The 18,385-nt window shown below is 25.7% G+C and carries 15 protein-coding genes; 6 read left to right on the top strand and 9 right to left on the bottom strand.

The window, feature by feature from the left end; genetic code table 4:
* Positions 1-34: 34 nt before the first annotated feature.
* The 8 genes from mip (UPA3_RS00235) to UPA3_RS00200 all read right to left on the bottom strand — a co-directional run bounded on the left by mip (UPA3_RS00235) (position 35) and on the right by UPA3_RS00200 (position 12,436).
* The gene (gene mip, locus UPA3_RS00235) at positions 35-2,539 is read right to left on the bottom strand and encodes an Ig-specific serine endopeptidase MIP (protein WP_006688743.1); all 2,505 of its coding nucleotides are present in this window, start codon (positions 2,537-2,539) and stop codon (positions 35-37) included.
* A 30-nt stretch (positions 2,540-2,569) separates the two neighbouring features.
* Complete coding sequence (locus UPA3_RS00230; protein ID WP_006688509.1) at positions 2,570-4,918, bottom strand: putative immunoglobulin-blocking virulence protein; 2,349 nt, start codon at positions 4,916-4,918, stop codon at positions 2,570-2,572.
* Between the two features lie 22 nt (positions 4,919-4,940).
* Positions 4,941-7,457: an Ig-specific serine endopeptidase MIP gene (mip, locus tag UPA3_RS00225; protein WP_010891665.1), complete on the bottom strand. Its 2,517-nt coding sequence runs from the start codon at positions 7,455-7,457 to the stop codon at positions 4,941-4,943.
* Between the two features lie 166 nt (positions 7,458-7,623).
* Positions 7,624-8,040, bottom strand: a complete 417-nt coding sequence (locus UPA3_RS00220) for a SemiSWEET family sugar transporter (RefSeq protein ID WP_010891664.1) — start codon at positions 8,038-8,040, stop codon at positions 7,624-7,626.
* Positions 8,040-8,402: a SemiSWEET family sugar transporter gene (locus tag UPA3_RS00215; RefSeq protein ID WP_004025823.1), complete on the bottom strand. Its 363-nt coding sequence runs from the start codon at positions 8,400-8,402 to the stop codon at positions 8,040-8,042. Before UPA3_RS00215 ends, UPA3_RS00220 begins: the two co-directional genes overlap by 1 nt.
* A 22-nt stretch (positions 8,403-8,424) precedes the next feature.
* On the bottom strand, positions 8,425-9,135 hold the full coding sequence (gene rsmG / locus UPA3_RS00210) for a 16S rRNA (guanine(527)-N(7))-methyltransferase RsmG (RefSeq protein ID WP_006689024.1): 711 nt from the start codon (positions 9,133-9,135) through the stop codon (positions 8,425-8,427).
* A complete protein-coding gene (gene mnmG / locus UPA3_RS00205) occupies positions 9,128-10,972 on the bottom strand; it encodes a tRNA uridine-5-carboxymethylaminomethyl(34) synthesis enzyme MnmG (protein WP_010891662.1) in 1,845 nt (614 codons plus the stop codon). Before mnmG ends, rsmG begins: the two co-directional genes overlap by 8 nt.
* Before the next feature lie 75 nt (positions 10,973-11,047).
* The gene (locus UPA3_RS00200) at positions 11,048-12,436 is read right to left on the bottom strand and encodes an AlbA family DNA-binding domain-containing protein (protein WP_012316999.1); all 1,389 of its coding nucleotides are present in this window, start codon (positions 12,434-12,436) and stop codon (positions 11,048-11,050) included.
* Positions 12,437-12,862: 426 nt separating this feature from the next.
* Here UPA3_RS00200 and UPA3_RS00195 point away from each other — a divergent pair, with 426 nt between their 5' ends.
* The 6 genes from UPA3_RS00195 to UPA3_RS00170 all read left to right on the top strand — a co-directional run bounded on the left by UPA3_RS00195 (position 12,863) and on the right by UPA3_RS00170 (position 17,279).
* On the top strand, positions 12,863-13,129 hold the full coding sequence (locus tag UPA3_RS00195; RefSeq protein WP_010891660.1) for a hypothetical protein: 267 nt from the start codon (positions 12,863-12,865) through the stop codon (positions 13,127-13,129).
* The gene (locus tag UPA3_RS00190; RefSeq protein ID WP_334198791.1) at positions 13,095-14,057 is read left to right on the top strand and encodes an Eco57I restriction-modification methylase domain-containing protein; all 963 of its coding nucleotides are present in this window, start codon (positions 13,095-13,097) and stop codon (positions 14,055-14,057) included. Before UPA3_RS00195 ends, UPA3_RS00190 begins: the two co-directional genes overlap by 35 nt.
* 252 nt (positions 14,058-14,309) lie before the next feature.
* Positions 14,310-15,050 (top strand): hypothetical protein, encoded by a 741-nt coding sequence (locus UPA3_RS00185; protein ID WP_012316989.1) that lies wholly within the window; start codon positions 14,310-14,312, stop codon positions 15,048-15,050.
* A gap of 103 nt (positions 15,051-15,153) precedes the next feature.
* Positions 15,154-16,221 (top strand): ATP-binding protein, encoded by a 1,068-nt coding sequence (locus UPA3_RS00180; RefSeq protein ID WP_010891657.1) that lies wholly within the window; start codon positions 15,154-15,156, stop codon positions 16,219-16,221.
* A gap of 49 nt (positions 16,222-16,270) precedes the next feature.
* Positions 16,271-16,744 carry a Panacea domain-containing protein gene (locus UPA3_RS00175; protein ID WP_010891656.1) on the top strand — a complete coding sequence of 158 codons (474 nt, stop codon included), beginning with the start codon at positions 16,271-16,273 and terminating at the stop codon, positions 16,742-16,744.
* A gap of 7 nt (positions 16,745-16,751) precedes the next feature.
* On the top strand, positions 16,752-17,279 hold the full coding sequence (locus UPA3_RS00170; protein ID WP_010891655.1) for a hypothetical protein: 528 nt from the start codon (positions 16,752-16,754) through the stop codon (positions 17,277-17,279).
* Between the two features lie 91 nt (positions 17,280-17,370).
* Here the strand turns inward: UPA3_RS00170 and UPA3_RS00165 are convergent, their stop codons facing one another.
* Positions 17,371-18,135 (bottom strand): hypothetical protein, encoded by a 765-nt coding sequence (locus UPA3_RS00165; RefSeq protein ID WP_010891654.1) that lies wholly within the window; start codon positions 18,133-18,135, stop codon positions 17,371-17,373.
* Positions 18,136-18,385: the final 250 nt, after the last annotated feature.

Here is an 18,385-nt window from a genome sequence, read left to right as displayed (position 1 = left end):
ACCAACAATCCTTTCAATTAAAGATAATTTATTTTTAATTATTATTAAATTTGAATTCATCAGGAATCTTATCGAATCCATCAGGAAATAATGCTGTTTTAATATTGTTATTTTGATATATATCCTTCATCGCTTCTCGGTATGATTTCTTTTCGGTTTGATCTTTTCCACCGCCATAAATTAAATCATATTGTGGTAAATTATAATTTCCATATAATCCTTGATAATCATAACCTTCAGATCGAAAAGCAGCAGCTAGACCTGTTTTTGATGAATCATATTTAGCATGATAGATAGCAACCAATTCATTTTTTTGATTGCGTACACTTGTTCCAGAAGCACCACCTGCTGGTGCAAAATGTTTGGGTAAATACTCTAGTCCCATATTAATATATTTTTTATTATCACTGGATGTGTATAAATTATTCCCAATTTGGGGAACTGCAATAAATGCGTCAACTATTCCAGGTTTTTGAATAAAACTACGGAATCCAATTGCATAAGATAAATAATTACCTCGTTCAGTACGTTCTGGCGGAAAAGCAGGCTGACCACCTTCTTGTTGAGTTAAATTATTAAAAAATCGGTAATCAGAATTTGTTCATAAACTAAAATTATCGCGAGTACGGTATTTTAATTGGTCATCATCAACATAAGCTTTAAAGAAGAAATCTTCTGTTGAATTAGGTCAACCTAATGCAAATAATTCATCGTATTTTTTAAATCATGTTTTAGCGTCTTCTTGTCTATATTTTAAAGGAACATCAATTTTAGAATAATCACTTAAATATGATTTAGATAAGAATTTAATCTGGTTATTTTTATTATTAGCATAATTACTTGTAATGACTTTAGCCAACTCTTGAGGATTGTAATTATTATATTTTGTTACTAACCCATTATTTTCACCTAAAAAATTTTTTCAAACATTAACTAATTCTAATTTTTCAAAATCTAATTCAAAAACAGCAAAATCTGTAAAATTACCAACATCTTTATATTTTTCTTTTTGTGAATTAATCAAATATTCAGCCGGTTTTGTTTTTAAAAAATCACGGCCATCAAAAATTTTTTTAAGTCCATGGTTTAAAAGATTTTTGCCATGTTCTTTACTTCGAAAACCAAAATTATAAATATTCTCATCTAAATTACTTAATCTAAAAGTAGTTTTAATTTGTGCAGAATCCATTAATCGCATTAAATTAATCGATAAAGTATTTTCATTTATCGCATCTGCAACATGTAAATTTGTAGCAAAATATCATTTTGTAGGATATTTATTATCACTTGTTTTTTGATAATCTAAAATTCATGTTGTACCTGCAGTTTTATTATAAGTATTGTTCTTGTGCGAATCGTTATTTAAAATTCCTAAACTAAATGTTTGCATTGCTTCTTGTCGATATTTTTCATTTGGCAATGTTCGTGGTAAACCACCAATTTGTCATTGGTTACGTCCAATTGCGTCAACTCATGACGGCCCTTTTGGTGTATCTTTACCTGCTAATGCTAAACCACTGATTTTGCCATCACTTTCATAAACAGGTAATGTAAAACCTTTATAAGCAGCAGATTCATAAGAATCTTGACCCACGTTTTTTGCTTTTTCATCAAAATGTTTAATATCACTAACAGTTGCATTTAAATCAGGGCGCAACTCTTTTCAATTTTTATCATTATTTTGGCGTTTTAAAATTTGAAGATATCCTTCATTATCAATTTCATAACGTTGCAATTGAGTTTTTGAAAAATAATCGTCTTGATTTTTAGGTTTTAAACGTTCTGTACCAATTCCAGGAATTGTTCCATTTTCATCAACACCATAGGGATTAGATTTAAAGCCAGAAACCTCTAAAAGTTTATAGTAAACTTGATTATTTTTTTTATCAGTTAACATTAATGATAATTTTAAAGTACCATTTTTATTTGCCGAACCAAAATCACCATCAGGATATAAAAAATTAATAATTTTAATATCTAATTCATTTTGATATTTGTGTTGTTGAATTTCAATACCTTGATAATAATTTTTATAAATTTGTGATGGTAATAATTGGTCATAATTTTGATTAGGAAAAGCTGCTAGTTTAAAATCAAATGTATCTTTTAACCTGATATTATTAACAATTTTTTTAAAATCTTCGTTTGCTTGACTTAAATCATTAACGATTTTATCTTTTTCATAAACAGATTTAAAACCTTTAATTTCATAAGTATACTCTTGAATTTCATTCCCTTTTTTTAAAGTGTATTTGACAATTAATACACTTTGATCTTTGTGACTAACAAAAACGTCTTTAACACTAAAAACAACATCATTTGGTAAATTTAGTGGTTTTTTAATTTCATCTTTTTGCACACTTGATGCTTTAGTATTAGCTTTGTTATTAAAATACTCTAATTTTAAATTTGAAGCAATCTTATCTAAAGATGATGATTTTTTAACTTTAGTTTTATTTGTACATGAGGCAATAACAATAGGAGTTAAAATTGTAATTGGTAATATTAAAGCGAGAGTAGTTAACTTATTTTTTTTCATACATTTTTGTCCAAAATTTTTAAATAAAGATTAAATATCTATTAGTCCAGCGTTAGTTGTTGATTCAACACTATATCCCGCATTTCTTAGTTGATTTGCAAGTGGTGAGTTGGTATTATTTACAACAATTGTCCGTTGTAAACTTTCAGCAAAATTAAACATTGCTGATAAGTTACTAATTCCATTTGCTGACAATTCTTGATCACCATCAATTTGGATTTTAGTTGTACCAGAACCATTGCTAAAAGTAATTTTACTTTTTTCACCAGGTTCACCACTTACAATATGTTCGTTAAATCCGGCTTCATTTAAGTCCTCAATAGACATTTTATAAGTTGTGCTGTTATTGTAAAAATTAATTCTTCGTAATTTACGATCTTTATTATTTGATGTTTTTTGTTCATCTTTAAATATTAAACCCCGTAATGAGCGAATTTGAGGGACACGACTAAAATCTAATCCTTGTGGATAACTGTTGCCTGATTCTTTGTGGTCAGGATCTAAACCAGGTCCAAAACTACCCTGAAAAATTGGTTCATTATTTCTTGTTCAATAAACCATTCGTAAACCATCATTAATTTGTTTTAATTTTGATTTAATGTCAGATGCATTGTCATTATAATCACTTTCATCAAAAGCTAAAGTATCAAAAGTAATACGAGTAGCGATATCTGCACCTTGTTTATAATTAAATGAAACATTATAATCGTTTGAATTAATTCATTCAACATTTCGTAAGGCATTAGGATTAATTGATCATTCATCTAATAATGAATTTCCTAGTGTGAACAAACCTAATTCTTTAATTTTTTTATCCTTCAGTGCGATTAATGAAGAGGTATTATGCGAACCAGCGGAGAAAAACAATTCTAATAAAGGCAATTGATTTGGTAATGTTTTTAGAATATCAACAAATTTTTGACTTGAATCTGATTTCCCCATATTATGAATTCTATACCCTGTGATATTGATATTTTTTTCTTTTAAAGTTTGAATTAATTTTTTTGTTTTTTCATAACCTTGTGGATTATCAGCATCAATATCAATAACATATCCTTCATTTAAACGACCATCTTCAGTTTTTTCACGAGTTAATTTATTAACTGTAATTCCATCACCATCGCTAACGCCATATTGATGGAATTCTTGGGTTACATTTGTTTTCTTTCAACCAGGATAATTACCTTCAACTAAATTTCCAGGAGTACGTCCATACCAACTTTTATAACCGAAAACACGCCGATTTCAATTATCATTTTCCATTCGACTTGTTACCGAATTATAACCTTTGGCAGGTGAATATGCGTGAGAACTAATTTTTCCATTTTCATCAACATATGCATTATCAGGATCAGGTGTATAGCCTTCTTTTAAATAAGATTCTGATTCATTTGATAATTGTGTAAACTTTGTTAAGTCTAAATGTTGATAAAGCCATGCATATTTATGGTCTTTTGAAACAAATTTAGACTTCATTTCAGGATATTCTTTTTTACCTTGTTCAGTTAAAAAATTAACAACATTTTCAGATTCAAATAATCTTGAAAAACGATATCAAACTTTTGCATAATAACCGCTTTTATCGTTTTTTACATATTTTTCTATTTCCTCTGGTTTAAGAGTTAATAAATCATTAATTAAATGTTTGTAATCTCAACGTCCTAAATTTCCTTGGACCAATTTACCTGTTGCTTTTCGCAATTCATCGGTAACCTTTACGTTTTTAATTTTACCAACACTATCATTAATGTATGGATTAGGGTTAACCAGATTATTTTGTTTATCATATTCAGCAATATCACGAGGGGGAGGGACTTCAACTTCAGCTTCCACTCTTACACCATTAATTTCTATAATTCGTGAATTACTATTGTTTGGAACCTGTTGTGGCTGTGGTTGCGGATTTGGTTCTGGTTTTGGTTCTTCTTTTGGAGGCGGAGGGTTGGGTGGTAATAATTCTTCTTTTGGTTTTGTTTCAATAGGAGGGGCTGGTTGAGGAATAGGCTCAGGTTTTGGTTCTGGTTTAATTTCAGGTTTTTTAGGTTCTTCTGGTTTAATATCTGGTTTTTTTAGCTCTTCTTTTTTTGGAGGTGTTGGGATGGGATCTGGAAATGGAGTTGGTTGAGGCTTAGGTTTTGGTTGAGGTTTAGGTTTGGGAATTTCTTTTAAGTTACTATCTTTAATTGATGGTCTTGCTTTTTGGTAATCTAAATTGTCTTTATTAATAAAATTTTCTTTTTGATCAATAGAAGCAATACCAAAACTTGAGGGACTTTTTTGACTTGTACCATAAAAAATTCCTCCTAATAAGATTGAACTAACAGCAACTGCACCAATTGTAATCGTTAATAATTTTGTTTTACGTTTAATAAATTTCATTTTTATTATTTAAACCTAACCTTTATTTACTTTGATTGTTATTAAATTTAAACTTTTCATCATATTGGTCAAAACCATTTGGAAATAATGCTGTTTTAATATTGTTATTATTTTTATATATTTCTTTCATTTTTTCACGATATGATTGACCTGTAGCTTGATCTTTTCCACCGCCATAAATTAAGTCATATTGTGGTAATTCTTTGTATTTATCACCATATAAGCCTTTATAATCATATCCTTCAGAACGAAAAGCAGTTGCTAAGCCGGTGCTAGCAAATTCATTACTTACATGATAAATTCCTACAATTTCATTGTTTTGATTTCGCACACTTGAACCAGATGCACCTCCTGCTGGAGCATAATGTCTAGGCATATATTCCAAACCCATATTAATATATTTTTTACCATCAAGAGATTTATATAAATCATTGCCAGTATGAGGAGCAGAAATAAAGGCATCTAGAACACCAGGTTTATCGATAAAACTACGGTAACCAATCGCATAAGACAAGTAATTACCACGTTCAGTTCGTTCTGTTGGGAAAGCGGGTTGCCCACCTTCTTGCTCTGTTAGTTTGCCAAAAAAACGATAATCAGAATTTGTTCATAAACTAAAATTATCTGTTGTACGATATTTAGTTTGATCATCATCCACATAACGTTCAAAAAAACCATCTCTAGTTGAATTAGGTCATCCAAGAGCAAATAATTCATCTTTTCCTTCGAATTTATATGATGTAGATCTTAGAGGAACATCAATTTTAGAATAATCATTTAAATATGATTTGGATAAGAATTTAATTTGTTTATCACTATGGTTTGCATAATCACTTGTAATAATTTTTGCAAGATCTTGTGCAGAAGAATGATCATATTTAGTAATTACACCGCCATTTGAGTTAAGTTGATTGTTTCAAACATTAAGTAATTTTAATTGTTCGAAATCTAATTCAAAAACTGCAAAATCAACAAAACTACCTGCATCTTTGTATTTTTCTTTTTGTTGTTCTGTTAAGTATTCTGTAGGTTTAGTTTTTAAGAAATTTCGACCATCATATATTTTTTTAAGACCATGATTTAATAAAAATTTGTTATTTTTACTTGCAAAACCAAAACGATAAATATTTTCATCTAAATTACTTAAACGTAAAGTTGTTTTAGTTTTAACACTATCCATTAATTTCATTAAATCAATAGAAGTTGTTTTATCTGTAATAGTATCTGCAACATGTAAATTAGTTGCAAAATATCATTTTGTAGGATATTTATTATCATTTGTTTTTTGATAATCTAAGATTCATGTTGTTCCTGAAGATTTATCTCAAGTATCTTTTTTTCCATCTTTTAAAGTTAAAGAACTAATCCCTAATGTTTGTAAAGCTTCATCACGATATTTTTCGTTTGGTAAAGTTCGTGGTAAACCAGTGGTTTTTCATTCGTCACGACCTCTTGTATCAACTCATGAACGAGCTTGGCCGTAACTACTTTCATTAATTGATAAACCTTTAAAATCACCATTTTTATCATACACTGGGAGTGTAAAACCTTTATAAGCAGCAGACGCATAAGCATCTTGACTTACACCTTTAGCTTTTTGATCAAATTCATTAATTTTTTGTTCATTATCACCAAGTTCAGGACGCACTTGTTGTCAAGTTTTACCCATATGTTGGCCTTTTAAACCATTTAAATAAGCTTGATTATCAATTTCATATCTTTCTAATTGAGTTTTATTAAAATAATTATTTTCATCAACTTTAGGTTTAACAAGATCAGCACCACCACCTGGAATTGAGCCATTCTCATCTAAACCCATTGCATTAGTTTTAAAACCATACGCAATTATTGATTTAATGAAAACTTGTTTTGTTTTTTTATCAGTTACTAATAGTGACATTTTTAAATTACCTTCACGATTAGCAGAACCAAAATTTTTATTTGGATAACTAACATCTATAACTTCAATACCTAAACGATCTTGGTTAGTATTAATTCTAGTTTCTACACCTTGTGCAAAATTGTTAATAATTTGTGATGGTAATAATTTATCGTATTCACCAAAATTTGAGTTAAAAAGACCTTTTAGTTTAAAATCGAACGTATCTTTTAATTTAATGTTATTAAAAATTGTTTTAAAATCATCATGCATGTCTTTTAGATTAGCGATATTTTGATCTTTACGAATTTTTTTAAATCCATTAATTTCTTTTTTAAATTCTTTAGTTATGTTTCCCTTTTTAAGGGTGTATTTAACTATTAATGTACTTTCATCATTTGCTTTAGGACTAATTTCTTTAATGCTAAAAACAACACCAGACGGCAAATTTAAAGGCTTTATTTCTTCCTTTATTGCTGCTGATGTTTCTATATCTTTGTTTTGTGGATATTCTAATTGTAAATTATTATTTATAGTAGTTAATTCATCTTGTTTATGATCTACTTCTTTTTCTTTTTTTGTTGTACTACATGCTGTAGCCATGATCGCGACGATAGGAATAGGCGATAAACTTAAAGTGATTAATTTTAACTTTTTCATAAATTTTTCCTAACTAATAATGCTTTTGCATCATTGAATATGAAGTGTAAATACTCAAATTTATAGTCAACTTGAATGTTTTTTAATTATAAAGCAAAAAAAAAAAAAAAAAAGAACAATTTTTTAAAAAAATAAAATAAATATTTATGTAAATTTATTGTGTAAATTATTTATTTTTTATCGATACTTTTTCCTTTAATTTTTGAGCATAAGCAAAAATAATATATTCATTCTCATTCATTTTATGGATTTTGGCTTTATAAACATTATTGATTTTTATAAAAGCAATAATTAAATTTAATAACATATTAATACCATGACATATTAAAACAGGAAGTGTAAGCGCATATAAAGATAAACCATAATTCTGATTATGAATATAGACGATAATTGTTAGAATAGCACTTAAACTAAAACATAAACGTGCAATAAAACAAATAATAAACATACTAATTGTTAATGCAGCAGTATTTTTAGTTTTAATAGTTAAAAGTGTTTGTGGTAAGAAAGCAAACAATAAAATTAGGCTAGCACTTAATCCAATACTTATTTGAATTATTAATTCAATACTAATTGGAGACATTATAAATTATTTAAGACATATTTTTCATAATATGTCTTTTCATCCATTAAATATAATTTAGCTTTTTTAATGTTTTTAACTTTATAAATTAAAATAACTAGACCTAAAATTCCTACTATGGTGTTTGCAAGACATAATGGTAAAGCAGTAGGAATACCATTATGTTTGTTAAAAATCATTACTAATATACTATATATTACAAATAGAAAACAAGCGATGTTTAAAGAAATTAAAAATGTTAATGAAATTCCATCTGTTCGTTTTGTTTTGATAACTTTAATTACTTGGGGAATATATCCTATTACTAGAAAAATAGACCCAAAAATGCCAATTACTAAAATAATAACTGGTAATGAACTCATAATATAACTCCTTTATAAATAATTAGAGTGGTTTTTTAAGAATTAGATTTCAAGGACGAGGAAATTGTAGTGGAGTGATTTGTTTTTTTAAATAAACACCAACTAAATGATGATAATCATTTTCTCAAAAATCTTTTAAAGCGATTCTTTCTAAATACAAAGTTTTTATAATATTTTTTGCTTTTAGTTCTTCTTCATAAAATTTTATTGATTTTGGTTGAATTAAATAACCATTAACTTTAACAAATGCGGCTGAAATTTCTAAAATTTTATCTAATGATGCAACAGCTCTTGAAGTTGCAATATCAAAAGATTCACGCATCGATTGTGTTAAATCTTCAGCACGCATATTTCAAATTAAGACATCATTTAAACCTAATTCTTGAGTTAATATTTTAAGAAATTCACATCGTTTTTGATTAGCTTCTAATAATGTTAAATTTAAATTTTTAAAAATAATCTTTAAAACAACCCCTGGAATTCCAGAACCAGAACCAATATCAATTAATTTAAGATTAGTATTTTGTGTAAAAAAATCTAGTTCTTTATAAGGTGCAAGTGAATCTAAAAAGAAATTTTGGTAAATCTTATCATCACTATCAAGTCTTGTCAAATTAAAAATTTGATTATATTTTTGAATAATTGTTTTATACTTTTCAAAACTCATAAAAGTTTGTTCATCAACTCAAGGAAAATATCTAGTTAAAACATTAAAAAAATCTTTTCTAGTCATTTTTAATTCTTTCTAAATAATATTTAATCATTGCAATGTCTGTTAAATTAACCCCACTAATCCGACTTGCTTGTTCAAGATCAAGAGGTTTAATCTTATTTAATTTATCAATTGTTTCTAAAGAAATATTTGGCACTTCTTTATAATCAACAATTGCATGAAGTTTAATATTATTTAAACGCTTTAATTGTTTTAAGTTTTCTTCTTGATTTTTAATATAACCTTCAAATTTAACTTGAATTTGTACCTTATTGATAATTTGTTCATCTTCAATTTTTATAGGACAATAAATTAATAAATCATTTAATTTAATTTCAGGACGTTTTAAATAATCGATTAAATAACTATTTGTTTTTAGAGTTGTAAATTTTAAGTCATCAATTTGGCCAACAGTTGTTGTTTTTAATCAGTTTAAGATTTCTTTAATTTGTTTTAAATTATTTAAGTATTGGTCATATACTTCTGGTTTTAATAAACCAATTTCAAAACCAATTTTCATTAATCGATCATCAGCATTATCATTTCTTAATGCTAATCGGTGTTCCGCACGGCTTGTTAGTAAACGATATGGTTCAACAACGCCTTTGGTAACAATATCATCAATCATAACGCCAATATATGCTTGATCACGACCTAAAATGACAGGTTCTTTATTTTGATATTTTTGATTAACATTAATTGCAGCCATTAATCCTTGGGCCGCTGCTTCTTCATAGCCACTAGTTCCATTGATTTGACCAGCAAAAAATAAATTATTAACTAATTTTGATTCTAAACTAGGATATAGTTGGGTTGGATCAATAGCATCATATTCAATAGCGTAAGCATATTTTAGTATTTCACAGTTTTCTAATCCTGGTAAACTACGAATCATTTTTTCTTGAACATCGATTGGCATTGAAGTAGAAAAACCACCTAAGTACATTGAATCTAATTCATAAGATTCTGGTTCAACAAAAATTTGGTGACGCGGTTTTTCACTAAATTTAACAATTTTATCTTCAATTGAAGGGCAATAACGTGGCCCAATTCCAGAAATCATACCCCCATACATTGCTGATTTATTTAAATTTTCTCGAATAATTTGGTGAGTTTGTTCGTTTGTATAAATAATATGACAAGGAAGTTGTTCGTCATAAGGTTTATAAACAGGGTGATAGTGACTAAAAGCAATTTTTTGATTTGTACCAGGTTCAAGAATCATATTTGTAAAATCAATCGAATCTTTTTTAATTCTTGCAGGAGTCCCTGTTTTTAAACGAATTAACTCAAATCCTAATTTCACTAATGCATCACTTAAAAATTTAGCATTTTTTGTACCATCTGCTCCTTCATCAACACAAACCGAACCACGATGAGTAATTGATTTTAAATAAGTTCCTGTTGTAATAATTACATAATCAGCTTGGATGATTTTTTGATCACTTAAAACAACACCTTTAACAATGTTATTTTCTACTAATAGATCACTAACCTCAGCAATGATTAAATCTAAATTTTTTTGTTGTTTAATTTGTTGCTTAAATCATCGTTGGTAAGCAATTTTATCAATTTGTGCACGAATCGCTCAAACACCTGGTCCTTTTGATGAATTTAAGATTTTCATTTGCATTGTTGTAGCATCAGCTGCCTTACCTTGAATACCACCAAGGGCATCAATTTCACGTGTAACAATTCCTTTAGCCGGCCCTCCTATTGAAGGATTGCATGGCATCATCCCAATCCCTTTTTCATCCAATGTAATTAATGCTGTTTGTAAATTAAGATTAGAAGTTGCAAAAGCTGCTTCTAATCCTGCGTGTCCAGCACCAATGACAATTACATCATATTTTTTCACGTTTAACCACCTAAACTATTACTAACTAAGAATTATAACAAGATTAAAGAAGAGAAAATTTTTTAACAACGTGATTTATTGATTAGTTTTAATTTTTCATTCACCATTTTTTGATGATCCCACAAATTCAACATATCCATCATGTACTAATTTAGCTAGATCGCGTTCAATGGTATTAATTGAAACAAAAAATATTTTTGTTAATTCATAAGCTGTTGTTTTTGGATTTTGTCCGATAAATTCTATGATTTTTTTACGTCTTTGGCTAGGGGATATTTTTTGATTTTCATTTTTTGATATATTTTGCTCTTGATAATTTAAATTTTTTAAAACAACAAAGAAAGCAGATTCAGTTGAACGAAACTCCGGTTTTAAATCTTCTCGATAATTTTCTTTAGATGCATAAATTTCTAAAATATTTTTTAAACCAGAACCTCTTCTTTCCATTAAATTCATTCGTGCAAATAAATCAGCTAAAATAGGATTACGGCGAATTGATCATACATTATAAAGGTCGATATTTTGGACAAAATTCCCATCAAACATACCACCAGGAGAATATACTTCTAATCTATCATCATACATGTCAATATGTACTTCACTACCAATAATTGAATAATCTCGATGAATCAAAGCATTAACTATTACTTCTTGCACTGCTTTTATAGGATATTCAGGATATTGAATACGATATAAAACTCCTTTTCTTCACATGTTTTTACTATTTCTTTTAATAAAGTTTATACTTGAATTTAAAAGAAATAGTAAATTCCCTTCAAATTCTGCATCATCTAATGCTTCAATTAAACCATTTGTTTTAGTCTTTCCATTTCAACGAGTACAAAAAACTCCTGATTGATAAACTTGATATCCATCAGCAAATAAAGCTCCAGCATTTGTTAAGTAATTATTGTTATCAATTAATTCAAAGGATTTTAAAAATTTATCCTCTCATAAATTTTCTGTATGTTTTTGATATTCATTTTTTAACATTAAAAAACTAACATCTTTTAGTAATTTATTAGAAACTAATGAATCATAGGTGCGATTTTGACTTCTTAAACATCAATTTAATAAATCATTAATTGAAGCAATTACACTTTGATTACCAACTCTTTTATATGGAGTTTTTGAACCATTATCAACTAGAAAATATGGTGGATTTCTTCCTGGAAAAATTGTTAGTATTAGAATAATTTTATTTTCGTATTCATTAATTTCAATATCAAATTCTGGAATATTATCAATTTTTGTTTTAATAGTTTCACTAATAAATTCAGAATCATTTAAATAATTTTCTAATCCTAAAACATTATTGTTTTCATTTACACCAAATATTAATTTGCCACCTTGACCATTAGCAAATGTACAAACACTTTTTAGTCATGATTTTATTTTTTTCTTTTCTAATTTTTCTTTCTTATCATAAAAATTAGTTTCACCTAAATATTGTTTTAAATTCAACACCAAAATCTCCTTGTATTATTTACAAGTCATTATACTACTAATATTGTTATTAAAATTTTGGATAAATACTAAATTATTGTGATTAATAAAGTTTAAACTATTAGTTTTTTAGTAATAATTGTTTTAAAAGCAATTGTTTAATTTTAACCCCATTTTGACTCCCATTTTGGATTTTGATAAAATTAATTATATTAGTATATTTATTTGATATTAAAAGAGAAAAGTGATTAATTTAGTAAATATATAATAAAAAAGCAAAACCCTTATATTGTCATTTCATCAAATATAAAAAATAATGAAATATTTAACTATATTAATTAAATTGTTGAAATTATTTTATGGTATCGATAACTCTTATCAATAAAATAAAAACGTTTTTATTAATTTTAATATAATGTCTAAAAGAGGTTTTTAAATTTAAAAATGAAAGAATTATTGAGATTGACTAAGGTTAAACGCTATGGAAAAGTTTATACACCTGATTATTTAGTAAATATAATACTTGATAAAGGGCATTATATTAATGGAAATATAAATAAAAAACATGTAATTGATAATAGTTGTGGAGATGGGCAATTTTTAACTTATATAGTTGATAGATATTGCAAAGATTATCTTATAAATAATAATGATTTAATTGAGTTAAAAAAAACAATTAGAAACATTTATACATGGTATAGAAATTGATAATGATGAATTAGAAATTTGTAGACATAGGTGTGATGATATTGTTAAAAAGTATGGTTTAAATAAAGTTTTATGAAACTTTGTAAATGATGATAGTATGAAAATAAATATATATGATTCTAAAATGGATTTTGTTATTGGAAATCCTCCATATGTTAGAATTCATAATTTGATTAAAGAACCCAATTTAATTAAAAATTATTTATTTAGTAATAAAGGAATGACTGATTTGTATATTATATTTTATGAAATTGGTATAAAAATGTTAAATAAAAATGGAATTTTATGCTACATCACACCATCTTCTTTTTTTACAAGTTTAGCAGGATTAAATATGCGCTTGTTTTTGAGTGAATATAAATTAATCGAAAGTGTTTGTGATTTAAAACATTTTCAAGCTTTTAATGCTACTGTTTATACAACTATTATTTGTTTAAATAAGAGTAAAAAAAATGAATGTGTTGAATATTATGAATTTGATGAGAAAAAATTAAAACCTTGTTTTATTGAAAAAATATCCCACAACGATTATTTTATAAAAAATAATTATTATTTTGGACCTAAACAAAAACTTATTTTTTTAAAAAAAGTTTTACTTTCAAATAAAACCACAAACATATTAGTAAAGAATGGTTATGCAACATTGTCAGATAAAATATTTATTAATGATTTTGACTTTGAATCAAAATTCATTATTCCTGTCATTAAAGCTTCGAAAGGAGAACTAAAAAAAATATTTTATCCATACGATAAAGAAAATTTTTTAATTGATGAATTAGTGTTAAAAAAAGATTTAAAAATGTACAATTATTTAAAATTTAATAAAAATAATTTACTAAAAAAAATCATGATATTAGTTCAAAAAATTGTTGATATGCATTTGGTAGAAGTCAAGGAATTAAAGATACTTATAAGGATAAAATTGCAATAAATTCTTTAATAAAAACTACGTCAGATTTAAAAATTGTTAATGCTCCAATTGGAACCGGTGTTTATAGTGGATTATATGTTGTAAGTGACAAAAAACATTTTCCCAAAATTAAGAAAGCATTGAATGACAACGAATTTGGCCTTTATATTTCTTTATTAGGAAAATATAAAAATGGTGGTTATTATACTTTTTCATCGAAAGATGTAAAAAAATACTTGGATTACAAATTAAAAAATGAGGAAATTTAATAAAATGTTGAGTAACAAAAAATTTTTAGATTTAGATATTATAAAGGAATCTTTTGATAATTATTTGAGTGTTGGAACGTCTAGAAGTACTAAAAAATTAAAAACATTACATGGGAGTATAGCAAAAGATTTAGAAGAATTGTTAGGCAAAGAATACAATATTAAATCCCAAGGTTATAGAGATGATAAAGAAGAATGTATTGATGGTAGATATTACAACAAAAAAGTTGATATAACAATTAAAAATAATGGAAAATCAATTGCTGGACTAGCAATTAAATTTGTTATGAGTAATTATTCTCAAAATAGTAATAATTATTTTGAGAATATGTTAGGCGAAACAGCTAATTTACGATCTAATTCAGTTCCTTATTTTCAAATTTTTATAATTTTTGATAAAGTTCCATACTATAAAAGTGATGGTGTATTACAAAAATATGATAATATTTCAAACCACAATTTGGAAAAATATTTAAAATTATCAGATGATGACCCTAAAGTTTATTTTCATACACCAGATAAAACGCTCTTCATTTTACTTAGTTTGAAAGAAATTAGTGAGGAAATTAAAAATAAAAAAGATTACATAAGATGTTATAAAGAAATTATGAATGATGAAGACTTACTAAGTTATTCAAACAAAATCGATGATTTATTTGGTAATTCTATAATATTAAATAATTATGAAGATTTTATCAAAAGAATGTGCGCTCTTATTATAGGCTATCAAAAAATAAAAACATAATCAATATAAATTCATACTTTTTTAAAACCTTAATGCAAAATTATATAAGTATTATAAAATAACATATTATTTTAAATTTTAATGGAGGTTAAAGTAAATTAAGATGCTTATATCAAAACATGAAGAAAGAGTAAAGAGTATATTATCTGCTCGTATGGAAAATGGAAATTTGCGTAGTAGGGAAAATACTCAAGTTGAATTTAAACAATCATTTAATAAAGGCAACATTGCAATATATGCTAAAACTATGGCAGCATTTTCTAATAACAGTGGTGGATATATTATTTTTGGTATTAAAGATTCACCTCGTTCCATAATTGGGTTACAAAATAGTAATTTTGAAAATATTCAACAAGAAGATTTGACAGATTCTATTAATAATCTATTTTCCCCTTCTATAAATTGAGAATTAGGCTCATTTATTTTAAAAGAAAAAGAAATTAATTCTAATGGGGATGTTATCATTGTTCAAAAAATTATTGGGTGAATTTATACCGAAGAATCAAATATAAAACCAGTGATAGCACAAAAGAATAATAGTTCAGAAAAAATTGTTAATGGTGATATATTTTATCGTTATAGAGCGAGAACTGAAAAAATAAAATATGCAGAAATGGAACAAATTATTAATTGTAGAATGAAGCAAGAACGAGATAGCTTATTTAAGGTTTTTGAATTTATTAGAAATAATGGTGCTACTAATTTAGGAATAGTTGATTATAATAACGGAAAATTGTCCACTCCTTATGGAGTTGATGTTGTTTTAGAAAAAAATCTTATAGCAAAATTACTAAAAAAAGCAAAATTTATAAAAGAAGGTAGTTTTAGTGAAAATGAAGGAATACCAGTAATCAAAGTTACTGGAAATATAAATTTGGCAGAAGAAGTTCCAGTTCCATTAGAAAATTTAGATGAAACTTATCCCTATATTCAAAAACAATTAGCCGAAAAACTTAATATAACACCTCAAAAATTATATGCACTTATTTGATATTTTAAAATGAAGGAATCGAAAAAATATCATTTAGAAATTACAACATCAAAAACCAATAAAACACATAAGTTTTCCAAGTTTGCACTTTTATTTTTAAAAGAAAAAATAATCGAATTAGATGAAAATAAAAATGAACTAAACAATATAATATCAAAATTTAATAATAGAAAAAAGTAAAACTATTAACTTTTTAAATATAATATTTATAAGGAAAGATGTGCATGAAATGAAAGAAATAACACCATTAATTGTTGCTAATTGATTTTTAACAAAAGAATCAATGACTCCCAAAAAAGTTCAAAAATTAGTGTATTATGCATATTCATGATACCTAACTTTAATGAATGAAAAAGTTGATGATTTAAAAAATAAATTATTTGATGAAAAAATCAAAGCTTGAGTTCATGAACCAGCTATTCCTATGCTTTATAATGAATTCAAAGAACATAAATATAATAGTATTCCTAAAATAAATGATTTTAATGAACTAGAATATTTTAATTTAGATACTATTGATATATTGAATCAAGTTTGAGATGAATATGGTCATTATAGTGCTAATCAATTAGAAAGTATTACACATCAAGAAGACCCATGAATTAAAGCTCGCAAAGGGTTTGGACCGCTAGATAGTTGTAATGCAGTAATAAGCGATAAAGAAATATTTAGTTATTATATAAAACAAATGAAGAATAATTAAATTATTAATGTCTAAGAAAATAAATAACAATAAAACTCCTCGCAATAAAGTTAAAAATAACAATGTTTCAAAAGATAATGATGACATTGTTATTTCTTTGCGTTATGAAAATTGAGTTAAAGAGGAACGAGTAAATAGTTTAACGACTTATACTAAGGATGAAAACCAATTTTTAAAAAATATTATTTATATTCTTAATACATTGTTTCCCTATGTTTATAAAAATTGAAAAAATAAAGGAATTAACGATCATTGCCATCCTATTAAACAAAATAATGTATTTAGTAAATATATTAAATTAATTAAAAAACTCCATCCTAATTTATTGAAAAATGATAATGAAGAATTAGAACTTTATCAACTAGGCCTTGGAAGATCAGTTAGAGTAATATGCTCAAAAATCGATAATATTTTATTTCCTTTACTTATTGATCATCATCATTTAGGATATGAAAGTCAATCTTATAATGATAAAGATACTAAAAAATATGATTATTGTCCTTTAAGAAAATATAATAAAAATCAAGATAACTAATTATTAATCTACTTTGTTTTGTAAAGTAGATTTTTAAATATTATCACTACTTTTAACTTAACTTAAAAAGATACTTAGACTCAAAATGATTTTAATAACTATTTGAACTAATAGTAATTGATTTTCAACTAACTTTTTTAATTAAGATTATTAAAACGATAAATGAGCAAAAATAAGGTAAATAAGCAATAAAGTTATTTTCATAAATAGTATTTTTTAGATTGTAATTAAAACTACTTATTCACTGAAAATTATCATTAATAATTTCTGGATATAATAATCCACAACTAAAAGTTGTTCAATAAGTTAACATACCATTATAAAAGTTTGTATGTTCTAAAAAAGTAAATGAAGTTCCAATAATCATTAATATAAAATTAACGAATAAATATAATGATAAAACCTTTATCATACTTCTTTTATCATGAATAAATTTTGCTATAAATACTGTTAATAAAATATAAAATCCACAACGTAATAAATAAATGTAACTATATTCTAAAATTTTAATTTCATCAATTCTTATTGGTATAAGTAAATTATGAATACGTTTAATGTAATAGTAATTTTGATTAATAAAAACAATCATTAAATTAATAAATAGTGTTAATGAAAGTATTGCAACAACACTAAAAATTACAGTAAGAATCGCATTATTTTTAATTGATTTTATTTCATTAAAATTTTCATATTGTACTAATTTTTTACGAAAACGATAAATGCTTACGCAAAAAATACAAGATAGTATAATTGCAAAAATTTTATTAATTAATGAAAACCGTAAGAAGAAAGCTAAAGCGATTGGTGCGTGATATCATTCTGATGCATTTCCGTTTATTTTAGCAACAATGGCCATGATAATCAAATATAAACAAAACAAGTTATTAAAATAAAAGCAAACAAAAAAGTTTTAATTAATTGTCATAAAACATTATTATGGGTAAATGTTTCCCTTTTGTAATGAATTGTAGATTTCTGTCATTTCATTTCCATCGTAGTATTGTCCTTTATAATTAAAAACTTTTTTAAATTTGGTTTAATATTTTAGTTCGGTTTTAAGGTATAAAATAATTTTAATATAAAGAAGATTAGGTAATACTATGTAT

The sequence above is a fragment of the Ureaplasma parvum serovar 3 str. ATCC 27815 genome, assembly GCF_000019345.1.
Classification (GTDB): Bacteria; Bacillota_I; Bacilli_A; order Mycoplasmatales; family Mycoplasmoidaceae; genus Ureaplasma; species Ureaplasma parvum.
The sequence above is the reverse complement of the archived record's forward strand: the minus strand, read 5'-3'. Positions and strand labels throughout refer to the sequence as shown.